We start from the raw sequence: 24,804 nt of genomic DNA on the forward strand, positions 1-24,804 counted from the left end.
AGCTGCGAGGCGATGAAGACGCCGAGGCCCATGCCAAGGATCCCCCAGACCACCGTCATGATGGCGAACTGGCGGACGACCTTATAGTTATAAGCAGTCGGACTGATTGCTGTGCTCATTCTAAGGTTCCACGGTTTTGATGTTCTTGTTGGTCGAAAAATCGGCGCCAGTATTGATAACCACCGCGGTTACCGCAACGCAACTTTGGTACGCCGACCCGTGTCCGGGCCCGTTCACTGATGTCCCGCAGCGATCGGGTCTGAACGATTGTACACAAATAAATATTTGTAATGTGTACCGTTTTTCATATTTTTCTGATCGATCGGTCAGGCTTTTATCGGGGCGGCGACAGGCCATGCGCCGCGTCTGCGTCGGCCCTTTTGGAGCGACGCCCGCTGAGGCAACAAGCTTAGTTGTGTTCGGAGGGGGTGCAAGGGAGGGTATGTGGCGGGCAAGAGCGGGGACCGCTTTGCGACCCTATCGCCGGCAAGCCAGCTCCCACAGGATTTCACAACGCTGAAGTCTTGCGCTGTACCTGTGGGAGCTGGCTTGCCGGCGATGGGCTGCAAAGCAGCCCCCGGGTGTTACTGGGCGGTGAGGTTTTCAGGCTCCTGCGACAGGCTGTACACATAAGCCGCCAACAGATGCACTTTGTCATTACCCTGGATCTCGGCCTGCGCCGGCATCTGCCCCTGGCGACCATAGCGAATGGTCTGCTGCAGCTGCGCAAAGCTCGAACCATAGATGAACGCCTGCGGATGAGTCAGGTCCGGCGCCCCCATGGCCGCTGTACCTTTCCCTTCCGGCCCGTGGCAGGCCACGCAGTTGGCGGCGAAAACCTCCTTGCCCTTGGCCGCGTCGGCCTTGATCCCTTCCGGCAGGCTGCGGCCATCGAGGTTGGTCAGCACGAACGCAGCCACATCCGCCACGCCCTGCTCGCCGATCACTTGCGCCCAGGCCGGCATCACACCGTGGCGGCCGTTCATGATCGAAGCCTTGATGGTTTCCGGCTCGCCACCCCAACGCCAGTCCTTGTCGGTGAGGTTGGGGAAGCCATAGGCACCCTTGGCGTCCGAGCCATGGCACACCGAACAGTTCGATGCGAACAGGCGCCCGCCCATCTTCAGCGCTTGCGGGTCCTTGGCCACTTCCTCGACTGGCATGGCGGCGTACCTGGCGAAGATCGGGCCGAACCTGGCATCCGCCTTGTCCATTTCCTTTTGCCATTCGTTGACGCCGGTCCAGCCGTTTTCATAGCCCGGCAGGATACCTTTCCAGTTGCCCAGGCCCGGGTAGAGGATCAGGTAGCCGACCGAGAACACCAGGGTGCCGACGAACAGCCAGAACCACCACTTGGGCAGCGGGTTGTCGTATTCCTCGATGCCGTCAAAGCTGTGGCCCATGGTCTGGTCGGTGGTGTTGTTGCTCTGGCCCTTGCGGGTCGACAGCAACAGCCAGGTCAGGCCGATCAGGCTGCCGATGGTCAGTACGCTGATGTACGTACTCCAGAAGGTGGTCATTGCCCATTACTCCTAACGGCAGTCTTGGCAGGTTCCTGCCCGGCAGCGGGCAGGCGGTCGTCGTCGAAGGGCAGCAGGCGCGCTTCGGCGAAATCACGGTCGCGGCGGCGGTTGAATACCCACAGGCTGAGGCCGATGAAGGCGATCATCACCACCAGGGTGCCCAGACCGCGGATCATGCCGATGTCCATTTCCATCGCAGTCACCTCTTGTTCTTGATCGCGGTGCCGAGCACCTGCAGGTAGGCGACCAGGGCATCCATCTCGGTCTTGCCCTTGACCGCCTCGCGGGCCCCGGCAATGTCTTCGTCGGTGTACGGCACGCCGAGGGTGCGCAGGGTGCGCATCTTGGTGTCGGTGTGGCTGTTGTCGACCTGCTCGGCCACCAGCCACGGGTACGACGGCATCTTCGACTCCGGTACCACGTTGCGCGGGTTGTACAGGTGCGCGCGGTGCCAGTCGTCCGAGTAGCGGCCACCGACCCTGGCCAGGTCCGGCCCGGTGCGTTTGGAGCCCCACAGGAACGGGTGGTCCCACACGCTCTCGCCGGCCACCGAGTAGTGGCCGTAGCGTTCGGTTTCGGCGCGGAACGGGCGGATCATCTGCGAGTGGCAGCCCACGCAGCCTTCGCGGATGTAGATGTCGCGGCCTTCCAGTTGCAGCGCCGTGTAGGGCTTCATGCCCTCCACCGGCTTGTTGGTCACATCCTGGAAGAACAGCGGGACGATCTGGGTCAGGCCGCCGATACTGACGGCGAACACCATCAGCAGGGCCAGCAGGCCGACGTTTTTCTCGATGACTTCATGTTTCATCAGGCAGGTCTCCTCAAGCCAGCTGGGCGTTCGCAGGGGCGATATCGAGCGCCGGCGAACGGACGGTGCGCCAGGTGTTCCAGGCCATCAGGAACATGCCGCTGAGGAAGATCGCGCCGCCGACGAAGCGCACCACGAAGCCTGGGTGGCTGGCCACCAGGGTTTCCACGAACGAGTAGGTGAGCGTGCCGTCACTGTTGACCGCACGCCACATCAGGCCCTGGGCGATGCCGTTGACCCACATCGAGGCGATGTACAGCACAGTGCCGATGGTAGCCAGCCAGAAGTGCGCGTTGATCAGGCCGAGGCTGTGCATGCGTTCTTTGCCGAACACTTTCGGGATGGTGTGGTACAGCGCGCCGATCGAGATCATCGCCACCCAGCCGAGCGCGCCGGCGTGCACGTGGCCGATGGTCCAGTCGGTGTAGTGAGACAGGGCGTTGACCGTCTTGATGGCCATCATCGGCCCTTCGAAGGTGGACATGCCGTAGAACGCCAGCGACACCACCAGGAAGCGCAAGATCGGGTCGCTGCGCAGTTTGTGCCAGGCACCCGACAAGGTCATCATGCCGTTGATCATGCCGCCCCAGCTGGGTGCCAGCAGGATCAGCGACATCACCATGCCCAGCGACTGCGCCCAGTCGGGCAGGGCGGTGTAGTGCAGGTGGTGCGGGCCGGCCCAGATGTACAGGGTGATCAGCGCCCAGAAGTGCACGATCGACAAGCGATAGGAATACACCGGGCGTTCGGCCTGCTTGGGCACGTAGTAGTACATCATCCCCAGGAAGCCCGCGGTCAGGAAGAAGCCCACCGCGTTGTGGCCGTACCACCATTGCACCATGGCGTCGGTGGCGCCGGCATACACCGAATACGACTTGGTCAGGCTGACCGGCAGTTCCAGGTTGTTGACCAGATGCAGCAACGCCACAGTCAGGATAAAGGCGCCGAAGAACCAGTTACCCACGTAGATGTGCTTGGTGTTGCGCTTCATCAGCGTGCCGAAGAACACGATGGCATAGCAGACCCAGACAATTGTGATCAGGATGTCGATCGGCCATTCCAGCTCGGCGTACTCCTTGGAGCTGGTGTAGCCCAGTGGCAGGCTGATGGCCGCCAGCACGATCACCAGTTGCCAGCCCCAGAAGGTGAACGCCGCCAACCTAGGCGAAAACAGGGTGGTCTGGCAGGTGCGTTGCACCGAATAATAGGAGGTGGCGAACAGTGCGCAGCCGCCGAAGGCGAAGATCACCGCATTGGTATGCAGGGGCCGCAGGCGGCCGAAGCTGGTCCAGGGGAGGTCGAAGTTGAGGGAAGGCCAGGCGAGCTGGGCGGCGATGAAGACGCCGAGCCCCATCCCGACGATTCCCCACACCACCGTCATGATGGCGAATTGGCGGACCACCTTGTAGTTATAGGCGGTACTGCTGGTTGTGTTCATGTATGGGTTCCCATCCACGGTTATTTGGCAGGCTTTACAGCGAGGCAAGCATGATTAATGGGCAAAGTGCCGGTATTGACGGGGATCAATGGGCGAAGGTCGCAAATGTCCCAGGCTTGCGCTGCGATCCTGCCCAGGTGCAGGGCAAAGACGGCTACAAGGGCTGCCTGATCCTGGCCCACGGCGCCCGTGCGCCGATGGACAGCGGGTTCATGGAAGAAATGGCGCAAAGGCTTGCGGCACTTGGGGTAGCGGTAGTGCGCTTCGAGTTTCCGTACATGGCCGAGCGCAGGGTTGGCGGCGGCAAGCGGCCGCCGAATCCGCAAAAGGTTTTGCTGGAATGCTGGCGCGAGGTGTACCGGCAGGTGCGACCTTTGGTCGCGGGCAAGCTTGCCGTGGGCGGCAAGTCCATGGGCGGGCGCATGGCCAGCCTGGTGGCTGACGAATTGGGCGCGGATGCGCTGGTGTGCCTGGGCTACCCGTTCTATGCGGTGGGCAAACCGGAGAAGCCACGGGTCGAGCACCTGGCCGATCTGAAGACGCCGACGTTGATCGTGCAGGGCGAGCGGGATGCGCTGGGCAATCGCGAGGCGGTGGCGGGGTATGTGTTGTCGCCGGCGATCGAGGTGTGCTGGCTAGTGGCGGGGGACCATGACCTGAAGCCGTTGAAGGCGTCGGGGTTCAGTCATGAGCAGCATATGCAGGCGGCCGCCGAAAAAGTAGCAGATTTCCTGGTTGGCAGATGATTTGTAGGAGCGGCCTTGTGTCGCGAAAGGGCTGCGAAGCAGCCCCAGGATCCAAGCTTCGCAACCGGAGTTGCTGGGGCCGCGTTGCGGCCCTTTCGCGACACAAGGCCGCTCCTACAACGAGCGTGCCGATAGCAATGCTTAGTCGCGGTACTCGCACAGGTAAGCGGTATCCACTGCCACTTTCAGCTGGAACTTGCTGTCGGCAGCCACGTTGAACTTGTCGCCAGCCTTGAAGGTTTCCCAGTTGTCGCTACCCGGCAGCTTCACGGTCAGCGCACCCGATACCACGTGCATGATCTCGCGCTTGGCGGTACCGAATTCGTACTCGCCCGGGGCCATGACGCCCACGGTGGCCGGGCCTTCTTCGCCCGCGAATGCGATCGACTTGACGGTGCCGTTGAAGTACTCGTTGACCTGGAACATGGGCGACTCCTGAATAGAGGGAGATGAAAAAAGGGCTGGCCAGTATGCCCAAGCCCATCCGCCCCGTCATCCGCTTTCAGGTGCCATTTGGAGGCAGGGTCGAAGGCAGTAACCGCGCCGTGTTGCGCGCATCTTCCAGGGCCCGGTGCTGCTGCCCGCAAAAGTGCATGCCGGCCAGTTGCAGGGCACCATTGAGCCCGGTGGGGCGCTGCAGGTGGCGGGCCTTGGCAAAGCGTTGCTTGAGGTTGATATGGGGCAGGCTGCGCAGCAGGCTGTCGAGCCCCTGCTGCTGCCATTCCTGATGCAACTGCTGGCGGTCGTAGTCGCCCCAACTGACCCAGCCCTGAAGCTGCCCGCGATAATGCCCGAGCCAGCGCTCGAAGCTCGCCCACACCTCGCGAAACGGCACGGCGCTGTCCACGTCGGCCTGGCTGATGTGGGTCAGCTCGCGGCAGAACGGGGTCAGCTGCGGCCGCCGCCGCGGCCGCACGAAGCGCTGGAAGTGGTCGACTTCGCGGCCTTCGCGGGTCACAAGGCTTGCGCCGATTTCAATGATTTCCATCTCTGTGACCGGCCACCCACCCTCGTCGGTAGTGGCTTCCAGGTCGATCACCAACCAATGGCCCATAGCAGGCTCCCTTGCAGATCCTGCTAGAGCGTAGCCAAACTCGGGGCATCCGGCACCCTATGGCATTTTGCCGTCTGCCTTGGCATAAAGAGCGGCATGAAGAGTGGCAAAGATCAGGCATCAGCAGTTGTGCCCTCCCCGGAAAACGCCTAGCTTAGGCGGACCCAGGCATGATCCGTTACGAGTGTCCGTCTTGACTCCAGCGCCCGGCCTCAAGGCCTTGTCCACCCTGATGCTGCTGGCCATGTTCTGGCTGGCGGGGCCGGCATGGGCTGGTGCAGCGGTCGAGGTCAAGATCGGCGCGGCGCATTTCCCGCCTTACACGGTGCGCCCGGAACAGGGGGCCGACACCGGCCTGCTGCCGCAACTGATCGACGCGCTGAACCGCGCTCAGCAGCACTACCATTTTGTACTGGTGCCGACGTCCATCCAGCGGCGCTTTGGTGACTTCCAGCAAGGCCGCACCGACATGGCCATCTTCGAAAACCCGCAATGGGGCTGGCAAACGATTGCCCACCAGACCGTGGACATGGGCCTGGAAGACGCCGAAGTATTCGTTGCCCGCCAGGCCAACGGCCGTGACCCGCGTTACTTCGACGAGCTGCGCGGCAAGCGCCTGGCCCTTTTCAACGGCTATCACTATGCGTTCGCCGGCTTCAAGGCCGACCCGGACTACCTGCGCAAAACCTACAGCGCGACCCTGACCTACTCACACGACAGCAACCTGCTGATGGTGCAGGCAGGCCGTGCGGATATCGCGCTGGTCACCCGTTCCTACCTCAGCGACTTTCTGGCGCGCAACCCGGCCAGCCAGGCGCAGCTGGTGCCGTCGCAGCGTATCGACCAGGTCTATCACCACTACGCCTTGCTGCGCCCGGGCGCGCCGATTGGCGAGCAGTCGTTCGCCGAGCTGCTGCGGGGCCTGCGCGACAGCGGTGAGCTGGCGCGCATCTTCGCGCCCTATCGCATCACGGTCACGGCACCCAAGGAGTAAATTCCGGCGCGCCGGCCTCGTTCCCAGCAGTGAGCCTTTTCTTCATTTTAGTGAGTCGAGCCCATGCCCTTCGATGCCGCTTCGCAGCCACAATCACCGCCTCGCTGGCGCAGCCTCAGTGCCGAGGAGGGCGATAGCGTGTTGAGCTTGTCGCTTGAAGGCCGCCCGCTGATCCAGTTGCGGCTGGAGGCGGGTGCCACCCTGCATGTTCACCTTGAGCGCCTGTGCCCCGAGCGCCCCTATCAAGCCTTGTGGGCTGCGTGCTACTGGCTGTTGTCCCGCGACACAGCCTGCCAGCGCCTGGCCTGGCACCTGCCCGAGGCGCTGCCGCAAGCGTTGGCCAGTGGCCTGCTGCTGATCGCTGAACGGCCGGGTGAGTACCTGTGCGAGCGGGCGCTGTTCTGGCAGTTGCCGCAGCCTTGGCTGGGCGAGGCGGCGGCCGCGGTGTACCCGCAGCAGATGCAGCTCAGCAACGGCAAGCGCCACCCGCGCCGCGCGCCCAAACCGCGTGGCGAAGTGTACCGGCGTTTCGATGCACGGCTGGGGAGCTGGGTGTCGCTGCGCACCCTGGAGATCGAGCACGATCTGGAGCGTTTCAACCGCTGGCAGAACAACCCGCGGGTAGAAGCGTTCTGGCAGGAGGGTGGCTCGCTTGCCCAGCACCATGAGTACCTGAGCAAGCTTGAAGCGGACCCGCATACGCTGACGCTGATCGGCTGCTTCGATGATGAGCCGTTCGCCTATTTCGAGGCGTATTGGGCCAAGGAAGACCGCATCGCGCCGTTCTATCCGGCCGACGACTACGACCGTGGCATTCACATGCTGGTGGGGGAGGAGAGCCATCGCGGTCCGCACAAGGTGGCCAGCTGGCTCTCGGCGCTGGTGCACTACCTGTTCCTGGATGACCCGCGTACCCAGCGGGTGGTGGCCGAGCCGCGCGCCGACAACGGCAAGATGATCGGCTACATGCAGGATCAGTGTTTCCATTGCGACAAGGAATTCGACTTCCCGCACAAGCGGGCGGCGCTGATGATTCTCGGGCGGGAGCGGTTTTTCGACCGCTGCAAGCTGGCTTGAGGGCCATGGGGCCGCTTTGCGGCCCATCGCAGGCAAGCCAGCTCCCGCAGGGATGGCGCATGGCTTGAAGTTGATGCGGTCGATGTGGGAGCTGGCTTGCCGGCGATGGGCTGCGTAGCAGCCCCATGGACGCGAACCTGAAGACTCAAGCCTGCCGGTTGGCCGTCTTGCGGCAATGCACCAGGGCATCGCGAATCATGAAGTTGACCAGCGTCGGCGACACGCCCAACTCCTTGGCGATGTCCTTCTGCGGCACGCCATGCAGGCGGTACATCTCGAAGGCATAGCGGGTGCGCTGCGGTAGCTCGTTCAAGGCTTCGGCAATGTCGTCCAGTGCGGCAAGGTTGATGTGCGTGGCTTCGGGCGATGCGTTCTGGATGACCACGTTCAGGCCTTCCTCCTCGGTGCCGGAGTACTTCAGCTCCATCGCCTGCTTGCGGTAGTGGTCGATCGCCAGGTTGCGCACGATCTGGAACAGGTAGCTGAGCTGCGCCTTGAACGACGAGGTGATCTGCGGGGCGGCGCTGAGCCTGAAGAACGCATCCTGCACCACATCTTCGGCGCGTGAGCGGCAGCCGGTAATGCGTGCAGCGATCTTGACCAGGATGCTGCGGTTGTCGACGAAGGCCTGGAGTAATGGTGAATCGCACTTACTTGTGGATAGTTGTTCCGCCATGGAAATCACCTTGTCACAGAGGGGAAAGGACGCACCCGTTTTTGGGAAGCTTCCTACGACGTGCGACAAACTATTCAGAATGATAATGATTGTCAAATACGAAACGTAATTAGTATCTGTATCTTTCGGTTCTAAGGGCAGCCCTCTTAAGGCATGCCCCCACAACCCCCAAAACCCCAACCCCCCGCTAATTTCTCCCCCCGCCCATCCGTTCCCCTGTGTACATCCCCGGCCGCCGACCCTGCCCGCCCCACGTCGCGGAGCAGCCGGCCGACCCCACCAGACACTGGCAGGAACACCCCATGACGGACGCCTTCGAACTCCCGCTCTCGCTGGTCCAGGCCCTGGCGCAACGCGCCGCGCAGACCCCGGACAAGATCGCCTTGCGCTTTCTGGCCGATGCTCCCGGCGAGCAGGCCATGCTCAGCTACCGGGACCTCGACCAGCGCGCGCGCACCATCGCCGCTGCGTTGCAGGCCCGTGCCAGCTTCGGCGACCGTGCAGTGCTGTTGTTCCCCAGCGGGCCGGACTACGTGGCGGCGTTCTTCGGTTGCCTGTACGCGGGCGTGATCGCGGTGCCGGCCTACCCGCCGGAATCCGCACGCCAGCACCACCAGGACCGCTTGCTGTCGATCATCGCCGACGCCGAACCGCGCCTGCTGCTGACCGTGGCGGCGCTGCACCACAGCCTGCAAGGGCTGCATGCCCTGGCGGCAGCCGATGGCCCCGAACTGCTGGCGGTGGATGGCCTGGACCCGGCACTGGCCGCCAGCTGGCGCGAGCCGGCGCTGAAGGGCGATGACATCGCCTTCCTGCAGTACACCTCGGGCTCCACCGCACTGCCCAAGGGCGTGCAGGTCAGCCACGGCAACCTGGTGGCCAACGAGCAACTGATCCGCTGTGGCTTCGGCATCGACCTCAACCCCGACGACGTGATCGTCAGTTGGCTGCCGCTGTACCACGACATGGGCCTGATCGGCGGGCTGCTGCAGCCGATCTTCAGCGGCGTGCCTTGCGTGCTGATGTCGCCGGGTTACTTCCTGGCCCGCCCGCTGCGCTGGTTGCAGGCCATCAGCGAGTACGGCGGCACCATCAGCGGTGGCCCCGACTTCGCCTATCGCCTGTGCAGCGAGCGGGTCAGCGAAGCGTCCCTGGCCGGCCTCGACCTGAGCCGCTGGCGTGTCGCCTACTCCGGCTCCGAGCCGATCCGCCAGGACAGCCTGGCGACCTTCGCCGACAAGTTCCAGGCCTGCGGCTTCGACCGGCAGAACTTCTTCGCCAGCTACGGCTTGGCCGAGGCGACCCTGTTCGTCAGCGGCAGCCGCCGTGGCCAGGGCATCGCCGCACTGGAACTGGACGCCCAAGCCTTCGCCGCCAACCGCGCCGAGCCCGGCAAGGGCAGTGTGCTGATGAGCTGCGGCTACCCCCAGCCAGGGCACGCGGTACGTGTCGTCGAACCGCAGCGTCTGCAGGTGCTGGGCGACAATCAGGTTGGCGAAATCTGGGCCGGTGGCCCGAGCATCGCCCTGGGTTACTGGCGCAACCCCGAAGCCAGCGCCCGCACTTTTGTCGAAATGGACGGCCAGACCTGGCTGCGTACCGGCGACCTTGGCTTCATGCGGGGCGGCGAAGTGTTCGTCACCGGGCGCCTGAAAGACATGTTGATCGTGCGCGGGCAGAACCTGTACCCGCAGGACCTGGAAAAAACCCTGGAGCGCGAAGTCGAGGTGCTGCGCAAAGGCCGGGTGGCGGTGTTCGCGGTCGAGCACCAAGGCGAGGAGGGCATCGGCGTTGCAGTGGAAATCAGCCGCAACGTGCAAAAGGCAATCAAGCCCCAGGAACTGATCAGGACGCTGCGCCAGGTCATCGCCGATGCGTGCCGCCAAGCCCCGGCCGTGGTCCTGCTGCTGAACCCCGGCGCACTGCCGAAAACCTCCAGCGGCAAGCTGCAGCGCTCGGCCTGCCGCCTGCGCATGGACGATGGCAGCCTGGACTGCTACGCGCGCTTCCCCGAGGTGAGCGAAGCGCGTGCGGGCGCGGCGGCGGGTGATGAACTGCAGGCACGCATCGCCGGCGTCTGGCGCGACATCCTCAAGGTAGGGTCGGTGGCGGCAGACGACCACTTCCTGTTGCTGGGCGGCAACTCCATCGCCGCCACCCAGGCCACCGCACGCCTGGCCGATGAGCTGGGCATCAACCTGAGCCTGCGCACCTTGCTCGAAGCGCCGGTACTGGCCGATTACAGCAACGCCGTGGCCAGCCTGCTCGCCGAAGGCGGTGCCCAGAACGCGGCAATCGCTACCTTGGAGCGCGCTCAGGCGTTGCCCCAGTCGCTGGCGCAAAACCGCCTGTGGTTACTCTGGCAGTTACAGCCGCAATCGGCGGCCTACAACATTCCGGCCGGCCTGCGTTTGCGTGGGGAGCTTGACCAAAGCGCACTGGAAGCCGCCTTCCAGGCATTGGTAGCGCGCCACGAATCCCTGCGCACCGTGTTCAGCGAAGACAACGGCCAGGCGCTGCAGCGCATCCTGGCGCATCAGCCCCTCGACGTGCAGCGCCTGGACCTGCAAGGCCTGGGTGGCGAAGCGGTTGCGGCCCGGCGCGAAGCCGAGGCCCGGTTGCCGTTCGACCTGACCCAGGGCCCGCTGCTGCGCGTCACCCTGGTACGCCTGGGCGATGAAGATCACCAGCTGTGGGTGACCCTGCACCACATCGTGGCCGACGGTTGGTCGCTGAATATTCTGCTCGACGAGTTTGCCAAGCTGTACGCCGCGCGTTGCCAAGGCCTGGAGGCCACACTGGCGCCGCAGACCCTGGGTTACGCCGACTACGGCACCTGGCAGCGCCAGTGGCTGGCCGCAGGCGAAGCCAAGCGACAATTGCAGTACTGGAAAGGCAAACTGGGCGATGAGCTGCCGGTGCTCGACCTGTGCACCGACCACCCGCGCGCCAACCAGCGCGAGCACAGCGCCGCCCGGCTCAGCCTCAAGGTCCCGGCCCAGCTTGCCGACGCGCTCAAGGGCCTGGCCCGTGAGCAGCAGGCCAGCCTGTTCATGGTCCTGCTGGCAGGCTGGCAGGCGCTGTTGCACCGCTACAGCGGCCAGGCCGACATTCGCGTCGGCGTACCCAATGCCAACCGCCCACGCCTGGAAACCCAGGGTATGCTCGGCTTCTTCATCAATACCCAGGTGCTGCGCGCACAACTGGATGGTCGCCTGCCGTTCACCCAGCTGCTGACGCAGGTGCGCCAGGCCACGCTGGAGGCACAGGCCAATCAGGACCTGCCCTTCGAACAGCTGGTCGAAGCCCTGCCCGAAGCCCGTGAGCAGGGCCTGTTCCAGGTCATGTTCAACCATCAGCAACGCGACCTGTCGGCCCTGCGCCGGCTGCCGGGTCTGCTGGCCGAAGAGCTGCCATGGCACAGCCGCGAGGCCAAGTTCGACTTGCAGCTGCACAGTGAAGAAGACCACCAGGGCCGCCTGAGCCTGGCCTTCGACTATGCCGCCGAGCTGTTCGAGGCCAGCACCGTCAAGCGCCTGGCACAGCATCTGCTGGCCCTGCTGGAGCAGGTGTGTTCCGCGCCGCAACGGGCGCTGGGCGAAGTGCAGTTGCTTGACGCGCCAAGCCGCGCGCAGTTGCTGGGTTGGGGCCAGGCACCCACCGCTGCGCCGCAGCGCCTGTTGGTAGAACAGCTCCACGAGCAGGCACGCGCGACCCCGCAACGCACTGCCCTGGCCTGGGAAGGTGGCAGCCTGGATTACACCGAGCTGCACCAGCAGGCCAACCGCCTGGCCCACTACCTGCGCGACAAAGGCGTCGGTCCCGACACCTGCGTGGCCATCGCCATCGAGCGTTCGCCACAACTGCTGGTCGGCCTGCTGGCGATTCTGAAGGCAGGCGGTGCCTACGTGCCGCTGGACGTGGATTACCCGGCCGAGCGCCTGGCGTATATGCTCGCCGACTGCAATGCCGGCCTGCTGCTTAGCCACAGCAACCTGCTGGGCAAGCTGCCGCAGGTCGAAGGGGTGAGCGCCATCGCCCTCGACCAGTTGCACCTGGACAGCTGGCCCAGCCATGCCCCCGGCCTGCACCTGCACGGCGACAACCTGGCCTACGTGATTTACACCTCCGGCTCCACCGGCCAGCCCAAAGGCGTGGGCAGCACCCACGCGGCGTTGGCCGAGCGCCTGCAATGGATGCAAGCCACCTATGCGCTGAACGACAGCGACGTGCTGATGCAGAAGGCGCCAATCAGCTTCGACGTTTCGGTGTGGGAGTGCTTCTGGCCGCTGGTCACCGGTTGCAAGCTGGTGCTTGCCGGCCCCGGCGAGCACCGCGACCCGCAGCGCATCGCCGCGCTGGTACAGGCCCATGGCGTGACCACGCTGCACTTTGTGCCGCCACTGTTGCAAGTGTTCGTCCAGGAGCCTCAGGCTGCCGCCTGCAGCAGCCTGCGCCGGCTGTTCTCCGGTGGCGAGGCGCTGCCTGCCGCACTGCGGGACCGGGTGTTGCAAGTGCTGCCCCAGGTGCAGTTGCACAACCGCTATGGCCCGACCGAAACCGCCATCAACGTCACTCACTGGCACTGCCAGGTTGCAGATGGCGAGCGTTCGCCAATCGGCCGCCCGCTGGGCAATGTGCTGTGCCGCGTGCTGGACGATGAACTGGAACTGGCCGCCCCGGGCGTTGCGGGCGAGCTGTACCTGGGCGGGGCGGGCCTGGCCCGTGGCTACCTCGGCCGCCCGGGCCTTACCGCCGAGCGCTTCGTACCCCACACCGACGGCAACGGCGAACGCCTGTACCGCAGTGGCGACCGTGCCCGCTGGCAGGCCCAGCTCGAGGCGCTGGAGTACCTTGGCCGCATCGACCAGCAGGTAAAGGTGCGTGGCTTCCGCGTCGAGCCCGAGGAAGTCCAGGCCTGCCTGCTCGCACAGGCGGGTGTCGAGCAGGCGCTGGTCGTGATCCACAAGGATGCTGTCGGTGCGCAACTGGTCGGTTACTACAGCGGCAGCGCTCAGCCTGCCGAGGTGCTGGCCGTGCTGGCTGAACAACTGCCGGTCTACATGGTGCCGGCACAACTGATCCCGCTGGCACAGATGCCCCTGGGCCCCAGTGGCAAGGTCGATCGCAAGGCGCTGCCGGCCCCGGTGTGGCAGCAGCGTGAGCACGTCGAACCGCAAACCGAGCTGCAGCAACAGGTTGCCGCCATCTGGCGCGAAGTGCTGAACCTGCCGCGCGTGGGCTTGCAGGACGACTTTTTTGCCCTGGGCGGCCACTCGCTGCTGGCGACCCAGATCGTCTCGCGCAGCCGCCAGGCCTGCGATGTCGAACTGCCGCTCAAGGCCTTGTTCGAAGCCAGCGAGCTGGGTGCGTTCTGTGCCGAGATTGCGCGTATTCGCGCAGCCGGTGAGCGCAACCTGCAAGGCGAGATCGCCCGCGTCGATCGCCGCCAGGCGGTGCCGCTGTCGTATTCGCAGCAGCGCATGTGGTTCCTCTGGCAGATGGAGCCGGGCAGCCCGGCTTATAACGTCGGCGGCATGGCACGCCTGCGCGGCACCCTGCATGTGGATGCTTTCGAGCGCGCGCTGCAGGCGCTGATTGTGCGCCACGAAACCCTGCGCACCACCTTCCCCAGCATCGACGGCGTGCCGTACCAGTGCGTGGCCGAAGACAGCGGCCTGCAGCTGGACTGGCAGGATTTCAGCGCCTTGCCCGTCGATATGCGCCAGCAAAGCCTGCAGCAGCTGGCCGACGACCAGGCGCACCAGCCGTTCGACCTGGAGCGCGGCCCGCTGCTGCGTGCCTGCCTGGTCAAGGCCGGGGAGCGCGAGCACTTCTTCGTCCTGACCCTGCACCACATCGTCACCGAAGGTTGGGCCATGGACATCTTCGCCCGCGAGCTGGGCGAGCTATACGAAGCCTTCGTCGATGACCGCGAGTCGCCGCTGGCGCCACTGCCGGTTCAATACCTGGACTACAGCGTGTGGCAGCGGCAATGGCTGGAAAGCGGCGAAGGCGCCCGCCAGCTCGCCTACTGGCAAGCCCGCCTGGGCGACGAGCACCCGGTGCTGGCCTTGCCCGCCGACCGCCCGCGCCCGGCTGTGCAGAGCCACCGCGGCGAGCTGTTCCGCTTTGAGCTCGACCCGGCACTGGTCGCCCGCGTGCATGCGTTCAACAGCCAGCGCGGCCTGACCCTGTTCATGACCATGACCGCCACCCTGGCCGCCTTGCTGCACCGCTACAGCGGCCAGCGCGACCTGCGCATCGGCGCGCCGGTGGCCAACCGCATTCGCCCTGAAAGCGAAGGCCTCATCGGCGCCTTCCTCAACACCCAGGTGCTGCGCTGCGAGCTGGACGGGCAGATGACCGCCAGCGCGTTGCTGGAGCAGATACGCCAGGCCGCCATTGAAGGCCAATCGCACCAGGACCTGCCTTTCGATCAGCTGGTAGAAGCCTTGCAGCCGCCGCGCAGCAGCGCCTATAACCCGCTGTTCCAGGTGATGTGCAACGTGCAGCGCTGGGCCTTCCAGCAAAGCCGCACGCTGGCGGGCATGCAGGTGGATTACCTGGTCAACGACGCCAGCGCCACCAAGTTCGACCTGTACCTGGAGGTGACCGACCTCGACGGCCGTCTGGGCTGCTGCCTGACCTACAGCCGCGACCTGTTCGACGAGCCGCGCATTGCGCGCATGGCCGAGCACTGGCAGCACTTGCTGGTCGGCCTGCTGGACAACCCGCAACAGCGCCTGTGCGAGCTGCCGATGCTGAGCAACGCCGAGCAGCAGGTGATGGTGAGCCAGCTGCAGGGCGAGCATGACTTCGACCTCAAGCAGACCCTGCATGGCCTGTTTGCCGCCCAGGCCGCACGCACGCCGCAGGCGGGTGCGCTGACCTTTGCCGGCCAGCACATGAGCTATGCCGAACTCGACCAGCAGGCCAACCGCCTGGCCCGCGCCCTGCGTGAGCGTGGTGTCGGCCCGCAGGTGCGCGTGGGCCTGGCGCTGGAGCGCTCGCTGGAAATGGTCGTCGGCCTGCTGGCCATTCTCAAGGCCGGTGGTGCCTACGTGCCGCTCGATCCCGAGTACCCGCTCGACCGCCTGCGCTACATGATCGAAGACAGCCGCATCGGCCTGCTGCTAGGCCAGCGCGAGCTGCTGCAAAGCCTGGGCGAGCTGCCCGAAGGGGTGGCGCGCTGGAGCCTGGAAGACGACGCTGCCAGTTTGTCGAGGTATAGCGATGCAGCGCTGGACAACCTTACCCTGCCGCAACACCAGGCCTATCTGATCTACACCTCCGGGTCCACCGGCAAGCCCAAAGGTGTGGTGGTCAGCCACGGCGAGTTCGCCATGCATTGCCAGGCAGTCATCGCTGCGTTCGGCATGCGCAGCGATGACTGCGAGCTGCACTTCTATTCGATCAACTTCGACGCTGCCAGCGAGCGCCTGTGGGTGCCGTTGATGTGCGGTGCCCGTGTGGTGCTGCGCGCCCAGGGGCAGTGGGGCGCCGAGGAAATCTGCCAGCTGGTGCGCGACCAGCAGGTGAGCATTCTTGGTTTCACCCCCAGCTACGGTAGCCAGCTGGCGCAGTACCTGGGCGGGCAGGCCGAACAGTTGCCCGTGCGCTTGGTGATCACTGGTGGCGAAGCGTTGACCGGCGAGCACCTGCAGCGCATCCGCCAGGCGTTTGTGCCGCAGCAGTTCTTCAACGCCTACGGCCCGACCGAAACCGTGGTCATGCCACTGGCCTGCCTGGCGCCAGAGGCGCTGCCGCCGGAGCTGGGCAGCGTGCCGATCGGTCGCGTCATCGGCAGCCGTACCGCCTACATCCTCGACGAAGACCTGGCCCTGCTGCCACAAGGCGGCATTGGTGAGTTGTATGTCGGCGGCGCCGGCCTTGCCCAGGGCTATCACGACCGCCCGGGCCTCAGTGCCGAGCGCTTCGTTGCCGACCCGTTCAGCACCCAAGGCGGGCGCCTGTATCGCACCGGTGACCTGGTGCGCCTAGGCACGGATGGCCTGGTGGAGTACGTCGGCCGTGCCGACCAGCAGGTCAAGATCCGCGGCTTCCGCATCGAGCTGGGCGAAATCGAAAGCCGCCTGCAGGCGCATGCCGATGTCGAAGAGGCGGTGGTGCTGGCGCTCGACCTGCCGGGTGGCAAGCAACTGGTGGGTTACCTGGTGTGCCGACAGGCCGCCGCCGACAGCGAGGCGCAAAGCCGCTTGCGTGAGGCGGTGAAGGCCGACGCTCGCCAGCATCTGCCGGACTACATGGTGCCCGCGCACCTGGTGCTGCTGACCAACCTGCCGCTGATGGGCAACGGCAAGCTTGATCGCCGTGCGTTGCCGCTGCCGGACCTGGAACAGGCGCGCCAGCAATACCAGGCGCCTGGCAACGAGGTGGAAGCGCAACTGGCGCAGATCTGGCGCGACGTGCTGAACATTGCCCGGGTCGGCGTGCAGGACAACTTCTTCGAACTGGGTGGCGACTCGATCCTGTCGATCCAGGTGGTCAGCCGCGCCCGTCAGGCCGGCCTGCAATTCACCCCGCGCGACCTGTTCCAGCACCAGACCATCCAGACCCTGGCGGCCGTCGCCCGCCACAGCGAAGCCCCGGGCAACATCGAACAGGGCTTGCGCCAAGGCCAGACTGGCCTGACGCCGATCCAGCACTGGCTCTTCGACAGCGAAGTGCCGCAGCCGCAGCACTGGAACCAGGCCGTGCTGCTGGAGGCGCGGCAGCCGTTGGACGAGGCCGCACTGGAACAGGCGCTGGCCGGCCTGGTGCAGCACCACGACAGCCTGCGCCTGCGTTTCAGCGACGCCGCTGGCCGCTGGCAGGCCGAATACACCGCGCCTGCCGCCGAGCAGCTGCTGTGGACCGCCAGCGTCGCCGACTTCAATGATTGCGAGGCGTTGTACAGCGACCTGCAGCGCAGCCTCGACCTGCAACAGGGCCCGCTGCTGCGCGCCTTGCTGGTGCAGGACGGGCAGGGCAGCCAGCGCCTGTTGCTGGCGATCCATCACCTGGTGGTCGATGGCGTGTCGTGGCGCGTGCTGCTCGAAGACCTGCAGGCGCTGTACCGCGGCCAGCCGTTGCCGGCCAAGACCCATGCCATGGGCGACTGGGCCGCGCGCCTGGCCAGCTACGCCGGCAGCGATTCGCTGCGCGACGAGCTGGGCTGGTGGCAAGGGCAGCTGGGCGGCGTGCGCCGTGAGCTGCCGTGCGATCACCCGCAGGGCGGCAACCTGCACCGCCATGCCCGCACCCTGGCCATCGGCCTGGATGTGGAGCAGACCCGGCAGTTGCTGCAGCAGGCCCCGGCGGCCTACCACACCCAGGTCAACGACCTGCTGCTGACCGCCCTGGCGCGTGCCCTGTGCACATGGAGCGGCGCCGAAGAAGTGCTGGTACAGCTTGAAGGCCATGGCCGCGACGGGCTGTTCGAAGACATGGACCTGACCCGCAGCGTCGGCTGGTTCACCAACGCTTATCCCCTGAGCCTGCGCCCGCTGCCGGGCGAGGACGAGGTGGCACGGGCCGGTTCGATCAAGCGTATCAAGGAGCAGCTGCGCCAGGTGCCGCACAAAGGCCTGGGCTACGGCGTGCTGCGCTACCTGGCCGATGCGGCCGGGCGCGAGCAGATGGCGGCCTTGCCGCAAGCGCGGATCACCTTCAACTACCTCGGCCAGTTCGACCAGCAGTTCGACAGCACCGCGCTGTTCCAGCCATTGGACAGCGCTGCCGGTCTGGCGCATGACCTCGACGCGCCGCTGCCCAACTGGCTGAGCGTCGATGGCCAGGTGTATGGCGGCGCCCTGCAACTGCGCTGGACCTTCAGCGCCCAGCGCTATGACGAGCCGACCATCGCCCGCCTGGCCGAGGCCTATCGCCAGGAGCTGCTGGCGCTGATCGCCCATTGCCTGGCCGATGGCAATGGCAGCTTCACACCCTCGGACTTCCCGCTGGCGCACCTGACCCAGCAGCAGATCGACGCGCTGCCGGTGCCGGCTGCACAGATCGAGGACGTTTACCCGCTGACCCCGATGCAGGAAGGCATGCTGCTGCATACCCTGCTGGAGCCGGGCACCGGTCTGTATTACATGCAAGACCGCTACCGCATCAACAGCGCGCTCGACCCTGAACGCTTTGCCCAGGCCTGGCAGGCCGTAGTCGCGCGCCACGAGGCGCTGCGCGCATCGTTCAGCTGGAACAGCGGCGAGGCGATGCTGCAGATCATCCACAAACCGGGCAACCTGGCGGTGGACTACCAGGACTGGCGCGGCGTTGCCGATGACGCCCAGGAGCAGCGCCTGCAGGCCTTGCACAAGCAGGAGCGCGAAGCCGGCTTTGCCTTGCTCAGCGAAGCGCCGTTCCACCTGCGCCTGGTGCGGGTGGCCGACCAGCGCTACTGGTTCATGATGAGCAACCACCACATCCTCATCGATGCGTGGTGCCGCTCGCTGTTGATGAACGACTTCTTCGAGCTCTACCAGGCCCTCGGCGAAGGCCGCCAGGCGCAGCTGCCGGTGCCGCCGCGCTACCGCGACTACATCGGCTGGCTGCAACGCCAGGGCCTGGACGACGCACGCGCCTGGTGGCAGGCCAGCCTGGCCGGCTTCGAACGCGCCACGGCGATCCCCAGCGACCGCCCGCTGCGTCATGACCATGCCGGTGACGGCATGATCGTGGGCGACTGCCATACCCGCCTGGACATAAGCGAAGGCGGGCGCCTGCGCGAACTGGCCCAGGCCCATCAACTCACCGTCAACACCTTCGCCCAGGCGGCCTGGGCGCTGGTACTGGCACGCTACAGTGGCGAGCGCGACGTGGCCTTTGGTGTCACCGTTGCAGGGCGCCCGGTCAGCATGCCGCAGATGCAGCGCACCGTCGGCCTGTTCATCAACAGCGTCGCCCTGCGCGTGCAGTTGCCGGCAGCCGGCGAGCGCTGCAGCGTGCGCCAGTGGCTGCAAAGCCTGCTGGAGCGCAACATGGAACTGCGCGAGTACGAGTACCTGCCGCTGGTGGCAATCCAGGAATGCAGCGAACTGCCCAAGGGCCAGCCACTGTTCAACAGCCTGTTCGTGTTCGAGAATGCGCCGGTGGAAACCGCCGTGCTCGACCACGCCCAGCACTTGAACGCCAGCTCCGACTCGGGCCGTACCCACACCAACTTCCCGCTGACGGCGGTGTGCTACCCGGGCGATGACCTGGGCCTGCACCTGTCGTTCGACCAGCGCTACTTCGACTACCCGACCGTCGAGCGCCTGCTCGCCGAGTTCAAGCGCCTGCTGCTGGCGCTGGTGCAAGGTTTTGAAGGGGAGGTGAGTGCACTGCCGCTGCTGGGCGACGAGGAGCAGCGCTTCCTGCTGGAGGACTGCAACCGCACCGAGCGCGCCTACCCCCTGGAGCAAAGCTACATCGCGCAGTTCGAAGCGCAGGTCGCCGCGCACCCGCAACGTACCGTGGCGCGCTGCCTGGAGGCCGCCTACGACTACGCCGGCCTGAACCTGGCGGCCAACCGACTGGGCCACGCCTTGGTAGCCGCCGGGGTCAGCGTGGACCAGCCGGTGGCGTTGCTGGCCGAACGCGGGCTGCCGTTGCTGGGTATGATCGTCGCCAGCTTCAAGGCCGGTGCTGGCTACCTGCCGCTGGACCCGGGCCTGCCGGCGGCGCGCCTGCAAAGCATTGTCCAGCTCAGCCGCACGCCAGTGCTGGTGTGCAGCGCGGCCTGTGCCGAGCAGGGGCGGCAGTTGCTGGGTGAACTGGAAGCGACCGTGCGGCCGCAGTTGCTGGTGTGGGAAGACATCCAGGCCAGCTCGGTGGCGAGCCACAACCCGGGTATCCACAGTGGGCCGGATAACCTCGCCTATGTGATCTACACCTCAGGCTCCACCGGCCTGCCGAAGGGGGTGATGGTCGAGCAGCGCGGCATGCTCAACAACCAGCTGAGCAAGGTGCCCTACCTGGCGCTGAGCGAGCACGACGTGATCGCCCAGACCGCCTCGCAGAGCTTCGACATTTCGGTGTGGCAGTTCCTTGCGGCACCGTTGTTCGGCGCCAAAGTGGAGATCGTGCCCAACGCCATCGCGCATGACCCGCAGGGCTTGCTGGCGCATGTGCAGGCCACTGGCATTACCGTGCTGGAAAGCGTGCCGTCGCTGATCCAGGGCATGCTGGCCAACGACCACCAGGCGCTGGATGGCCTGCGCTGGATGCTGCCGACCGGCGAAGCCATGCCACCGGAACTGGCGGCGCAATGGTTGCAGCGATACCCGCACATCGGCCTGGTGAACGCCTATGGCCCGGCGGAGTGTTCGGATGACGTGGCGTTCTTCCGCGTCGATGCCGCGTCGACCCAAGGCAGCTACCTGCCGATCGGCACCCCCACCGACAACAACCGCCTTTACCTGTTTGCCGAGGACCAGACGCTGGTGCCGCTGGGGGCGGTGGGCGAGCTGTGCGTTGCCGGTACCGGTGTGGGCCGTGGCTATGTGGGTGACCCTGTGCGCACTGCGCTGGCGTTTATCCCTCATCCTTACGGGGCGCCGGGTGAACGCCTGTACCGCACGGGTGACCTGGCCCGGCAACGACCGGACGGTGTGCTGGAGTATGTCGGCCGCATCGACCATCAGGTGAAGATTCGCGGCTACCGCATCGAACTGGGCGAGATCGAGGCCAGGCTGCATAAGCAGGCCGAAATCCGCGATGCTGCCGTCGGGGTGCAGGAGGGTGTCAACGGCAAGCATTTGGTCGGTTACCTGGTGGCGCACCAGGGCATCGTCGCTGATGCCGCGCTGCTGGAGCGGGTCAAGCAGCGCCTGCGTGCCGAGTTGCCGGAGTACATGGTGCCGCTGCACTGGGGCTGGTTCGACAGCCTGCCGCACAACGCCAATGGCAAGCTCGACCGCAAGGCGCTGCCGGCCATTGATATCGGTGGCCAGCACAGCCAGGCATACCAGGCGCCGGGCAACGAGCTGGAGGAGGTACTGGCCGGTATCTGGGCTGATGTGCTGAAGGCCGACCGGGTCGGGGTGCATGACAACTTCTTCGAGTTGGGCGGGCATTCGCTGCTGGCCACGCAGATCGCCTCGCGGGTGCAGAAGCAACTGCAACTGAATGTGCCGCTGCGGGCGATGTTCGAGTGCAGCACGGTGGCGGAGCTTGCGGTGTATGTGCAGGGGTTGCAGGGCAGTGCGCTGGATGACGACAAGGTCGACCGGCTGAGTGACCTGATGGCCGAGCTGGAGGGGTTGTAGGGGAGGGTTCGGCTTGGGACTTGCAGAGTGGCGGAAATCGAGCGCCGCGCGGGCGGCGCTCGATCTCTGCCCCACTGCAAAACTCACGACATGCGCTAGCGCTTGCCGAGAATCTTGCCCAGCATCTCCGGCCGCGGTGCCCCCTGCTGGCTCTGCAGCTGGCCTTGCTCATCCTGATAGAAAATCGCCGGGGTAGCCTGCAACCCCAGCTCTTCCATCAGCGCCATGTTTGCCGCCAGCTTCTGCTGCACTGCCTCCGGCACCTGGTCCAGGGCCTTCAGCGTACTGGCCTTGCCTGCCTTCTCGTGCTGCTGCAGCGCCTTGGCCGGGTCTTTCGCTGCCAGCAGCGCCGCCGACTTGCCAGGGCTGTCCTCGCGGATGATGCCGACCATGATATGGCGCAACTGCACCTTGCCCGACTCCACCCACGGCCGCGCCTGCTCCCAGAACATGTTGCAGTACGGGCAGTTGGGATCGCTGAACAGGTATACCTTGCGCGGCGCATCGGCCTTGCCGTCGGCGATCCAGGCGGTTTTCTCCATCTTCGCCCAGACCTCCTTGCTCATCGGTGCGTACACCAGCTTTTGCAGCGGCTCGGCGCTGAGGTCCTTGCCCTGTTCGTCGAACAGGCTGCCGACCAGTACGTGCTTTCCGTCTGGGGTCAGGTACAGGGCCAGGGCGTTGTTCTGATACTCGGCGGCATAGCCGCGCAGGCCGTTGGGGGCGTCGAAGCTGCCCTTGATCACGGCGCCTTTGGCTTGCAGTTGCTGAACCGCCTTGGGCAGTTCTTCGGCCTGGAGGGCGGGGGCGGCCAGCAGGGCCAGTGAAAGGGGCAGTAGTGCAGTCAATCGCATGTCAGTTTCCTTGTGCGGCAGGGGCGGGCGCTGCGGCCCGGTCGAAAGGCTCCAGGGCATGGCGCAGGCTGGCCCGGGACAGCTCGCCCAGGTGGCTGTCGACCAGCCGCCCATCGGCGTCGTAGAACAGGGTGGTGGGCAGGGCCATGGAGCCGACGCGCTGGGCCAGCAGGCCGGTACCATCGAACAGCACATGGGTCAGGCTGAGGCCGGTGGTGGCGAGGAAGGTGCTGACGTTTTCCGGGGTTTCGCCCTGGTTGACGAACAGGAAGGTCACGTGCGGATAGTCGCCTTGCGCCTGTTGCAGTACCGGCATTTCGCGCCGGCAGGGTGGGCACCAGGTGGCCCAGATGTTGATCACCAATGGCTTGCCGCGGTAGCTGTGCAGTGCCACCGGCTGGCTGCCGGCATTGCGCAGGGTCAGTTCGGGCAGCTCGGTGCCTTTGCTGTACAAGTGCCCGCCGAAGCTGGCCAGGCCCCAGAACAATGCGCCGCTGAACAACGCCCAGCCCAGCGGCCGGCGCAGGCCCGGCTGGCGCCAGCCCTGCCACAGGGCTGCGAGTACGATGCCGGCCAGGCCCGACCAGAACAGGAAACCGCCATCACGGATGTCGATGACCTGCACCAGGTCGCCCTGGTACATGGGCCAGTAGGCCAGCACGAAGCCGGCGCGGGCGCACAGCAGGCCGATCAGGAACAGGTTGAAAAGCGCCGATTCCGGGCTCTGGCCGCCACGCCGGGCCACCCACCAGCCGACCACGCTGGCAATTACCAGGGCGGTCAGCATCAGCAGGTGGTTCAGGGCCATGGTCAGTGGCCCGAGGGTTACGGTGAGCATCAGCCTTGGCTCCTGGTCTGGGTCCAGTGTTGCTGGAACGTGGCCGCATCCACTTCACCGGTGATGCGCCGCGCGCGGCGTTCGTCGCCTTCCGGGCCGATCCAGATGATGCTTGGCGGGCCGGGTACCTGGTAGCGCTGCAGCAGGGCTTTGCTGGCCGGGCTGTCAGCGGTCACGTCCAGCCGTAGCAGGTGCACACCGGCCAGGCCGGCCTGCACGTCGCTGCGGGCGAATACCTGTTTTTCCATGACCTTGCACGACACGCACCAGTCGGCATAGTAGTCGACCATCACCCACTGGCCACGGGCCTTGGCTGCATCCAGTTCACGTTGCAGGTCTTCGGGGCGGCTGACGGTGACGAAGCGGTCTTCGGCGTGCTGGCTGGCGGCCGGTGCACCCCCCCCGGCGAACGGGCGCAGCGGCTGCCACAGGTCGTCGCCACCGGCTGCTGCACCCACCAGCAGCAGGCCGCCCCACAGGGCACACAGCAGGGGCACCGCGCGCAACGCCGGCAAACGTTGCAGGGCTGGCCAGGCAGCCCAGGCCAGGGCAATCAGCCAGGCGCCGCCAATGCCCAGCACCAGGGGGGCAGGCAGCAGGCTGCGCACGGTGTACAGCGCCATGGCCAGGAACACGAAGCCGAACACGCCTTTTACCCGGTTCATCCAGGCGCCCGGGCGCGGCAGGTAGCGGTTGCCCAGGGTCACCAGCAACAGCAGTGGCACACCCATGCCCAGGCCGAGGCTGAACAGCACCAGCGCACCTTGCAGCACGTCGCCGCTCTGGGCGATGTACAGCAGCGCGCCGGCCAGTGGCGCGGTCATGCACGGGCCGAGCAGCAGGCCGGACAGCGCGCCCAGCAGCGCCGCGCCATACAGGTTGCCACCGCGGGTACCTTGCCCGGCGCGGTCGAGGCGGTCACGCAGGGCGGCGGGCAGTTGCAGCTCGAAGGCACCAAACATCGGCAGGGCCAGCAGCACGAACAGCCCCGCCAGGCTGCCCAGCAGCCAGGGTTGCTGCAGCCAGGCCTGCAGGCTGGCTCCCAGCAGCGCGGCGACCACGCCCAGGGCGGCATACACCAGGGCCATGCTCAGCACGTAGACGCCGGCCAGCAGCCAACCGCGCCGGGCGCTGGCGCCATTGCCCATGACCAGCCCGGCGAGAATCGGCAGCATTGGCAGCGAGCAGGGGGTAAAGGCCAGCAGCAGGCCAAGGCCGAAGAATGCCAGTACGCCCCAGGCCAGGTTGCCGCTTTGCAGGCCGCTGGCCAGGGCTTGGTCGCTGGCTTGTTCGGCGGCGGGTGCCGCGCTGCCGCCCAGCTCGATCATGGTTGTTTGCGGCGGGTAGCACAGGCCGGCGTCGGCACAACCCTGCCAGCCAAGACGCAGCTGGCCCTGGGCGTTGGCGGGCAGCAGCAGTTCGAGCTGGTCGCGGTACACCGCGCTGTCTCCGAAGAACTCGTCATGGTGGTTGAGCGCCGGCGGCAATTGCGGGTGCTGCTCGGCCGGCAGGCCGTCGAATTTCAGGCGCTTCTGGTACA

The 24,804-nt window shown here is 65.9% G+C and carries 14 protein-coding genes and 1 pseudogene; 4 read left to right on the forward strand and 11 right to left on the reverse strand.

Annotated elements, in window-relative coordinates; translation table 11 throughout:
* The 5 genes and pseudogenes from HP547_RS10280 to ccoN all read right to left on the reverse strand — a co-directional run.
* A pseudogene (locus HP547_RS10280) lies at window positions 1-119 on the reverse strand (cytochrome C oxidase Cbb3); the annotation flags it as partial.
* A 465-nt stretch (window positions 120-584) separates the two neighbouring features.
* Window positions 585-1,520 carry a cytochrome-c oxidase, cbb3-type subunit III gene (gene ccoP, locus HP547_RS10285; protein WP_172232485.1) on the reverse strand — a complete coding sequence of 312 codons (936 nt, stop codon included), beginning with the start codon at window positions 1,518-1,520 and terminating at the stop codon, window positions 585-587.
* Entirely contained in the window at window positions 1,517-1,717 is a 201-nt protein-coding gene (locus tag HP547_RS10290) for a cbb3-type cytochrome c oxidase subunit 3 (protein WP_172232488.1), read from the reverse strand. Before HP547_RS10290 ends, ccoP begins: the two co-directional genes overlap by 4 nt.
* Window positions 1,718-1,722: 5 nt before the next feature.
* Complete coding sequence (gene ccoO / locus HP547_RS10295; RefSeq protein ID WP_172232491.1) at window positions 1,723-2,331, reverse strand: cytochrome-c oxidase, cbb3-type subunit II; 609 nt, start codon at window positions 2,329-2,331, stop codon at window positions 1,723-1,725.
* A gap of 13 nt (window positions 2,332-2,344) precedes the next feature.
* The gene (gene ccoN / locus HP547_RS10300) at window positions 2,345-3,769 is read right to left on the reverse strand and encodes a cytochrome-c oxidase, cbb3-type subunit I (protein ID WP_172229182.1); all 1,425 of its coding nucleotides are present in this window, start codon (window positions 3,767-3,769) and stop codon (window positions 2,345-2,347) included.
* A 50-nt stretch (window positions 3,770-3,819) separates the two neighbouring features.
* Here ccoN and HP547_RS10305 point away from each other — a divergent pair, with 50 nt between their 5' ends.
* Window positions 3,820-4,515, forward strand: a complete 696-nt coding sequence (locus HP547_RS10305; RefSeq protein WP_256676306.1) for an alpha/beta family hydrolase — start codon at window positions 3,820-3,822, stop codon at window positions 4,513-4,515.
* Window positions 4,516-4,656: 141 nt separating this feature from the next.
* Here HP547_RS10305 and HP547_RS10310 read toward each other — a convergent pair whose 3' ends face one another.
* Together HP547_RS10310 and HP547_RS10315 are read right to left on the reverse strand one after the other, a co-directional pair.
* Window positions 4,657-4,941, reverse strand: coding sequence for a pyrimidine/purine nucleoside phosphorylase (locus HP547_RS10310; RefSeq protein WP_043203870.1), 285 nt, complete (start codon window positions 4,939-4,941; stop codon window positions 4,657-4,659).
* A 76-nt stretch (window positions 4,942-5,017) separates the two neighbouring features.
* Window positions 5,018-5,569: an exonuclease domain-containing protein gene (locus HP547_RS10315; protein WP_172286229.1), complete on the reverse strand. Its 552-nt coding sequence runs from the start codon at window positions 5,567-5,569 to the stop codon at window positions 5,018-5,020.
* A gap of 193 nt (window positions 5,570-5,762) precedes the next feature.
* Here HP547_RS10315 and HP547_RS10320 point away from each other — a divergent pair, with 193 nt between their 5' ends.
* Together HP547_RS10320 and HP547_RS10325 are read left to right on the forward strand one after the other, a co-directional pair.
* Window positions 5,763-6,563, forward strand: coding sequence for an ABC transporter substrate-binding protein (locus HP547_RS10320; RefSeq protein ID WP_172286230.1), 801 nt, complete (start codon window positions 5,763-5,765; stop codon window positions 6,561-6,563).
* 63 nt (window positions 6,564-6,626) lie between these two features.
* The gene (locus HP547_RS10325; RefSeq protein WP_172286231.1) at window positions 6,627-7,640 is read left to right on the forward strand and encodes a GNAT family N-acetyltransferase; all 1,014 of its coding nucleotides are present in this window, start codon (window positions 6,627-6,629) and stop codon (window positions 7,638-7,640) included.
* Window positions 7,641-7,785: 145 nt separating this feature from the next.
* On the opposite strand, the gene HP547_RS10330 is transcribed toward HP547_RS10325, so the two are convergent.
* Window positions 7,786-8,316 carry an RNA polymerase factor sigma-70 gene (locus HP547_RS10330; protein WP_012273397.1) on the reverse strand — a complete coding sequence of 177 codons (531 nt, stop codon included), beginning with the start codon at window positions 8,314-8,316 and terminating at the stop codon, window positions 7,786-7,788.
* 302 nt (window positions 8,317-8,618) lie between these two features.
* Between HP547_RS10330 and HP547_RS10335 the strand changes: the two genes are divergently transcribed.
* Window positions 8,619-21,572 carry a non-ribosomal peptide synthetase gene (locus HP547_RS10335; RefSeq protein WP_172286232.1) on the forward strand — a complete coding sequence of 4,318 codons (12,954 nt, stop codon included), beginning with the start codon at window positions 8,619-8,621 and terminating at the stop codon, window positions 21,570-21,572.
* A gap of 95 nt (window positions 21,573-21,667) precedes the next feature.
* Here HP547_RS10335 and dsbG read toward each other — a convergent pair whose 3' ends face one another.
* The 3 genes from dsbG to dsbD all read right to left on the reverse strand — a co-directional run.
* Window positions 21,668-22,426, reverse strand: coding sequence for a thiol:disulfide interchange protein DsbG (gene dsbG, locus HP547_RS10340; RefSeq protein WP_172224109.1), 759 nt, complete (start codon window positions 22,424-22,426; stop codon window positions 21,668-21,670).
* 1 nt (window position 22,427) lies between these two features.
* Window positions 22,428-23,264 carry a TlpA disulfide reductase family protein gene (locus HP547_RS10345; protein WP_172286233.1) on the reverse strand — a complete coding sequence of 279 codons (837 nt, stop codon included), beginning with the start codon at window positions 23,262-23,264 and terminating at the stop codon, window positions 22,428-22,430.
* Window positions 23,264-24,804, reverse strand: a 1,541-nt coding sequence (gene dsbD / locus HP547_RS10350; protein ID WP_172286234.1) for a protein-disulfide reductase DsbD, incomplete at its 5' end; no start/stop codon positions are given. The genes HP547_RS10345 and dsbD, both read right to left, overlap by 1 nt.

This window comes from Pseudomonas sp. CM27 (assembly GCF_013179515.1).
Lineage (GTDB): Bacteria > Pseudomonadota > Gammaproteobacteria > Pseudomonadales > Pseudomonadaceae > Aquipseudomonas.

What these genes read in the sequence shown, in the direction of transcription:
- HP547_RS10345 (WP_172286233.1), bottom strand. Translation starts at nt 23,264, where the DNA reads ATGCTCACCGTAACCCTCGGGCCACTGACCATGGCCCTGAACCACCTG.
- HP547_RS10290 (WP_172232488.1), bottom strand. Translation starts at nt 1,717, where the DNA reads ATGGAAATGGACATCGGCATGATCCGCGGTCTGGGCACCCTGGTGGTG.
- HP547_RS10310 (WP_043203870.1), bottom strand. Translation starts at nt 4,941, where the DNA reads ATGTTCCAGGTCAACGAGTACTTCAACGGCACCGTCAAGTCGATCGCA.
- HP547_RS10305 (WP_256676306.1), top strand. Translation starts at nt 3,820, where the DNA reads ATGATTAATGGGCAAAGTGCCGGTATTGACGGGGATCAATGGGCGAAG.
- dsbG (WP_172224109.1), bottom strand. Translation starts at nt 22,426, where the DNA reads ATGCGATTGACTGCACTACTGCCCCTTTCACTGGCCCTGCTGGCCGCC.
- ccoN (WP_172229182.1), bottom strand. Translation starts at nt 3,769, where the DNA reads ATGAACACAACCAGCAGTACCGCCTATAACTACAAGGTGGTCCGCCAA.
- HP547_RS10315 (WP_172286229.1), bottom strand. Translation starts at nt 5,569, where the DNA reads ATGGGCCATTGGTTGGTGATCGACCTGGAAGCCACTACCGACGAGGGT.
- HP547_RS10330 (WP_012273397.1), bottom strand. Translation starts at nt 8,316, where the DNA reads ATGGCGGAACAACTATCCACAAGTAAGTGCGATTCACCATTACTCCAG.
- HP547_RS10335 (WP_172286232.1), top strand. Translation starts at nt 8,619, where the DNA reads ATGACGGACGCCTTCGAACTCCCGCTCTCGCTGGTCCAGGCCCTGGCG.
- ccoO (WP_172232491.1), bottom strand. Translation starts at nt 2,331, where the DNA reads ATGAAACATGAAGTCATCGAGAAAAACGTCGGCCTGCTGGCCCTGCTG.
- ccoP (WP_172232485.1), bottom strand. Translation starts at nt 1,520, where the DNA reads ATGACCACCTTCTGGAGTACGTACATCAGCGTACTGACCATCGGCAGC.
- HP547_RS10325 (WP_172286231.1), top strand. Translation starts at nt 6,627, where the DNA reads ATGCCCTTCGATGCCGCTTCGCAGCCACAATCACCGCCTCGCTGGCGC.